Below are 5,458 nucleotides of genomic sequence, written 5' to 3' on the forward strand. Positions count from 1 at the left end.
CCGAAATCCAGGCATCAGGTGGTCAGTTGCAACAAAACCCAGGTTACTAACAACCAATATTCCGGGGGAAGAGCTTCTTTCTTCCCCCTTTTTTTTACCCAATTCTAACCTATAGCAAATTATGAAGAAACTAAGTATTGCATTATTAGCGATGTGTTGTTTGGTGGCCGGGTGTAAGAAGGATATCGTTTCAGTAAAAAAAACATCAACTCCGGATGAAGTAACAACAGGAGCAAAAACAGTCACTACAGATTCAACACCGGCAAGCGCGCTGAAAGGCGTTAATTGGGCGGCCGATGGCGATAACTTTAGTGATGGGATCCTGGTATTAAGCGGCTTAACATCTGCAGATAGTTATGCCACGGTGTCAACCAAAGCTGATGCCGTATTAACCGGCATCCAAACCAATACAGGTGCAAATACGGTGAGGCTGCCTGTAAACTATTCCACCGTATCGCAAACCTGGTGGAACTCATACACCGGTGTTATTGATAAAGCATTGAGCAAAGGGATGAACGTGATACTGGGTTACTGGGAAGCCAAATCATCCGAAGACGGGAAGATAGATAACACCACCGAATTTTGGTCGATGTGGCAAACTATTGTTACCAAATATGGCAGCAATGCACATGTGTACTTTGAAATATTTAACGAGCCGCACGGCTATTCGCTAACCGACTGGACCACCATCTGTGCCCAGTGGTTAAGCAACTATCCCTCTGTTCCGCAGGGAAGGATCCTCATCAGCGGTACTTCCTATTCGCAGGATATTACAGGTGTAGGGGCCGACAGCCGTTTTTCGGGCTGTCTTTTATCTATTCATGATTACACCTTTTTCAGCAATGGCACACTTGCAACTGCCCTGCAATGGGAAAACCGCTTAAAAGGTAATATCGGTGCATACAGCAGTCGTGCGGTGCTTACCGAGTTTGGTATCCCGATGACCGGCGGTAAAAACTATACCAGCGCCATCGGCGGCGATCAGGAAATAGCCTACCTGCAGGGTTTAACCAACCAGGCGCGTGCTTTTGGCATGGGCGCGGTTTACTGGCCGGGTGTGCGTACAGGCGATAGTTACGCCATTCAACAACTAAGCGGTACAGGTACAAGTCTTACCGTATCAACCACCAATGCATCGGGCTTAAGCCGGATCAAATATGCATGGGGCGTAGGTGCCGGTGGTACCGACACCTTTTATACCAGTGCTTACTACCGGTTTTTAAATGTTAACAGCGGCCAGGCGCTTGATGTTAACGGCGGTTCAACTGTTAACGGGGCAGGCATCATTCAGTGGCCTCAAAACGGAGGTAATAACCAGCAATGGGTTATTGCTGCCAACGGCGGAGGCTACTATAAGGTAACTAACCGCAACAGTACGCAGGCTCTTGATGTTAACATGAGCTCGACAGCTAACGGAGCGGGCATTATACAGTGGCCGTGGAACGGAGGCAACAACCAGCAATGGCAGCTTACTGCTACCAGCGATGGTATTTATAAAGTAATTAACCGTAACAGCAACCTTGCGCTTGATGTTAACGGAGCTTCAACCACAAATGGTGCAGGCATCATTCAGTGGCCTTATAGCGGCGCTACTAACCAGCAATGGCAAATAGTGCAACAATAATATTGCAATAAAACAGCACTAAACAGTGCTGTTTTATTTGTTGATTTAAATACGATGATAATAAAAACTACTATAAAAAAAATGCTGCTGGCTGCTACTGTTTTGGGGCTTAATATCCCTTTTGCAAACAGCCAAAGCAAAGAAGTTACTATTGATATCAATTATGCCAAAACGTACCAAACCATCAGCAATTTTGGTGCGTCGGATGCCTGGTCATGCCAGTTTGTAGGCAACTGGCCCGATGATAAGCGCAATAAAATTGCCGACTTGCTTTTTAGCCGGGATAACAATACCGATGGATCACCGAAAGGAATAGGTTTGTCATTATGGCGGTTTAATATTGGTGCAGGTAGCACCCAGCAGGGGAACGAGAGTGGGATTAAAGACGAGTGGCGTCGGGCTGAATCATTTTTAAATAATGATGGTAGTTATAACTGGCAAAACCAGGCCGGACAGGTGTGGTTTCTGAAGGCAGCTAAGCAACGTGGGGTTAAGCAGTTTTTAGGTTTTAATAATAGTCCGCCGGTGCAGTTTACCATTAATGGTAAAGCTTATGCCAATAGCGGTAAAGTAAATATCGCCCCTGATAAATATGATGCTTATGCAACATTTTTGGCCAAAGTGATAAAAGGCATTGAGCAGGTAAGCAAAGTGAAATTTGATTATGTAAGCCCCATCAACGAGCCACAATGGGATTGGAGCGACGGCGGGCAGGAGGGAGCCCCGTATAATAATACCGAGATAGCGGGTGTAATAAAAGCTATCAATAAAGAATTTGCAAATAATAAGATTGGTTCAAAGGTTTTGGTTGGTGAAGCCGGAAGCATTAATTATTTATTCACCAAAGGCGATAAGGCGGGTAAGGGCTATCAGATTAACGATTTTTTTAAACCTGGATCAGTCAATTATTTAGGAGATCTGCCATCGGTAGCCAAAACCATTGCAGCACACAGCTATTTTACCACATCACCAATGGCATCGGCAATAAAAGCCCGTACTGCGCTTGCCGATAGTGTAGCAACTATTAAAGGACTTGATTTCTGGCAATCGGAATACTGTATTTTGGGTGATAACGCGGGTGAGATAGATGGCAACAAGCGTGATCTGGGTATCAACGCGGCACTTTATCTGGCATCGGTGATCCATACCGATCTTACGGTGGCCAATGCGTCGGCCTGGCAATGGTGGACGGCCATATCTGCCTATGACTATAAGGATGGCCTTATCTACATAGATAAAAATAAAACAGACGGTAATTTTTATACAAGCAAAATGCTTTGGGCAATGGGCAATTACAGCAGGTTTGTTAACCCCGGGGCAGTAAGAGTTGATGCTGAAGTTGCCTCATCTGCCGAAGGCAAATCCTTGCTGGTTTCAGCATTTAAAAGTGGGAAAAGCTTAACTGTGATTGTGATCAATTCGGGCACTAATGATGTAACTGCGGCACTTCATTTGAATAATGCTAAGGTTCAGCTGACAACATCATACCTGACATCGGAGACTGATGAGCTTAAGGCGGTTAAAATAATCGGGGATAAAACTGTTATCCCGGCCCGTTCTATCGTCACCCTTACGGGAATCATTAAGTAGCATCTTATTTTCTATCGAAATGAAAAATATAAACTATTCGCTCCTTTTTTTACTCAGCATGGTGTTGTTGCCCGGCCTGCTCAAAGCACAGGTCTCCGGCAAACCGGCTTTATTTAATTCGGGCTGGGGCTTTCACAAAGGAGACATCAGCACGGGGATAAGCGGGATCGCTTCTGAAAAACAATGGAAAACTATCGACCTTCCACATGACTGGAGCATTGAAGGGCCTTTCAGTGATGAATGGGCAAGCGCTACCGGTTATTTACCCGGTGGTATAGGGTGGTATAAAAAGACATTCAATGGTAATGCCGCCTGGAAAGGGAAGCAGGTATATATTTATTTTGATGGAGTATATAAAAACAGCGAGGTATGGATCAACGGGCATTCATTAGGCAAGCGCCCGAATGGTTTTATCCCGTTCCAATATGAGCTGAGCAAGTATTTAAACTTAAATGGTAAAAACACTATCGCTGTAAAGGTAGATCATAGTGAATTTGCCGATTCACGCTGGTATACAGGTTCGGGAATTTACCGGAATGTATACCTCATTGTTAAAGACCTGGTACATATTGCCCCATGGGATGTGGCATTCAGCACACCTGATGTTTCGGCAGATAAAGCTACTGTAAAAGTTAAGGTGAACATTACTAATAGTAAGACTGCGGATGCTGCCGTATTGGTAAAAGTGAACTTGCTTGATAGCAAAGCAAAAACAGCGGCCTCATTTCAAAAACAGGTAAAAGTAAAACCGGGTACACATGAAGTCGAGTTTGAGCAGCAGATCTCATCCCCGCAATTGTGGGATACCGAGAAGTCCAATCTATACAAGCTACAGGTATCACTCAGCCGTAATGGTAAGTCGTTTGACGAAGTAACACAAGCTGTAGGCATCAGGAGTATCCGTTTTGATAAGGATAAAGGTTTCTTTTTGAATGATAAAAGCACCAAGCTAAAAGGTGTATGTATCCATGACGATGCCGGTGCGCTGGGTGTGGCCGTTCCTGAAGAAGTTTGGGTAAGAAGATTGAAGATCCTGAAGGATGCCGGGGTAAATTCGCTTAGGTTAAGCCATAACCCACATGCCGATTATTTGTACGACCTGTGCGATAAGATGGGCTTTTTAGTCATGGACGAAGCCTTTGACGAGTGGGAGGTAGGCAAAAATAAATGGGTAGCCGGCTGGAATGTAGGCACGCCGTCAAAAAATGGCTACCATGAATATTTTAAGCAATGGGCAGATCGTGACGTTGCTGATATGGTATTACGTGCACGTAACCATCCCTCAATCATTATGTGGAGTATCGGTAACGAGATCGATTATCCGAATGACCCTTATACGCATGAAGTATTGAACACCGGTCGCAACCCGCAGATCTATGGCAAAGGTTATTTGCCTGATCATCCTTCAGCCAGTGGCTTAACACCTATAGCCAAACAACTGGTTAAAGCTGTAAAATCCGTTGATACAACCCGCCCGGTAACTGCCGCCTTAGCCGGTGTGGTAATGTCGAACGAGGTGGGTTACCCGGATGTGCTGGATGTTGTAGGCTATAATTATCAGGAATACCGTTACCCTGAAGATCATAAAAAATATCCTAACCGGATCATTTACGGTAGTGAGAACGGTATGGCGCAACAGGCCTGGAACGCGGTTGACAGCAACGAATACATCTCGGCTCAATATTTATGGACAGGTATTGACTATTTGGGCGAGGCCGGTAAATGGCCGCAGCGCAGTAATGGTGCCGGGCTTATCGATCTGGCCGGTTTTAAAAAGCCCGAATACTTTTACAGACAAAGCCTTTGGTCGGCTAAGCCAATGGTTTACATAGGCGCGCGTGCCATCACAAGTACCGAAGACAAGGGCATCTGGAGCCATCGCACTGCCGAGCCTGTTTGGAACTGGCAGCCGGGCAGCAAAATAAAGGTTGACTGCTTTACCAATTGCCAGGAAACAGAACTGTTCCTGAACGGCAAATCACTCGGTAAACAATCACACAGCACTGCAAAAGGACAAGTACCATCATGGCAGGTTGACTACGAGCCCGGCGAGCTTGTTGTTAAAGGTTACAACAACGGCATTGAGGTTTGCACCAACAGTATCAAAACCGCCGGCGATGTCTATCAGCTTAAAACTGTAGCAGACAATACATCATTTAGCAGCGGCAAAAAAGGCTTGAGCCAAAGTGAAATTTACATTACCGATAAGGACGGTAATCCTGTTTTTAATGCTACGGATGAGAT

3 protein-coding genes are annotated in these 5,458 nt (G+C 45.3%); all 3 read left to right on the top strand.

The annotated features are described in order from the left end of the window. The first annotated feature begins 121 nt into the window (after positions 1–121). On the top strand, positions 122–1,624 hold the full coding sequence (locus VF500_RS01080) for an RICIN domain-containing protein (protein WP_330857901.1): 1,503 nt from the start codon (positions 122–124) through the stop codon (positions 1,622–1,624). Between the two features lie 54 nt (positions 1,625–1,678). Continuing rightward, complete coding sequence (locus VF500_RS01085) at positions 1,679–3,214, top strand: glycoside hydrolase (RefSeq protein WP_330857902.1); 1,536 nt, start codon at positions 1,679–1,681, stop codon at positions 3,212–3,214. 19 nt (positions 3,215–3,233) lie between these two features. Next, on the top strand, positions 3,234–5,458 hold a 2,225-nt coding region (locus VF500_RS01090; RefSeq protein ID WP_330857903.1), incomplete at its 3' end, for a sugar-binding domain-containing protein.

Origin of the sequence: Mucilaginibacter sp., from assembly GCF_036383575.1 — a bacterium.
Lineage (GTDB): Bacteria > Bacteroidota > Bacteroidia > Sphingobacteriales > Sphingobacteriaceae > Mucilaginibacter.

What these genes read in the sequence shown, in the direction of transcription:
- VF500_RS01085 (WP_330857902.1), top strand. Translation starts at nt 1,679, where the DNA reads ATGATAATAAAAACTACTATAAAAAAAATGCTGCTGGCTGCTACTGTT.
- VF500_RS01080 (WP_330857901.1), top strand. Translation starts at nt 122, where the DNA reads ATGAAGAAACTAAGTATTGCATTATTAGCGATGTGTTGTTTGGTGGCC.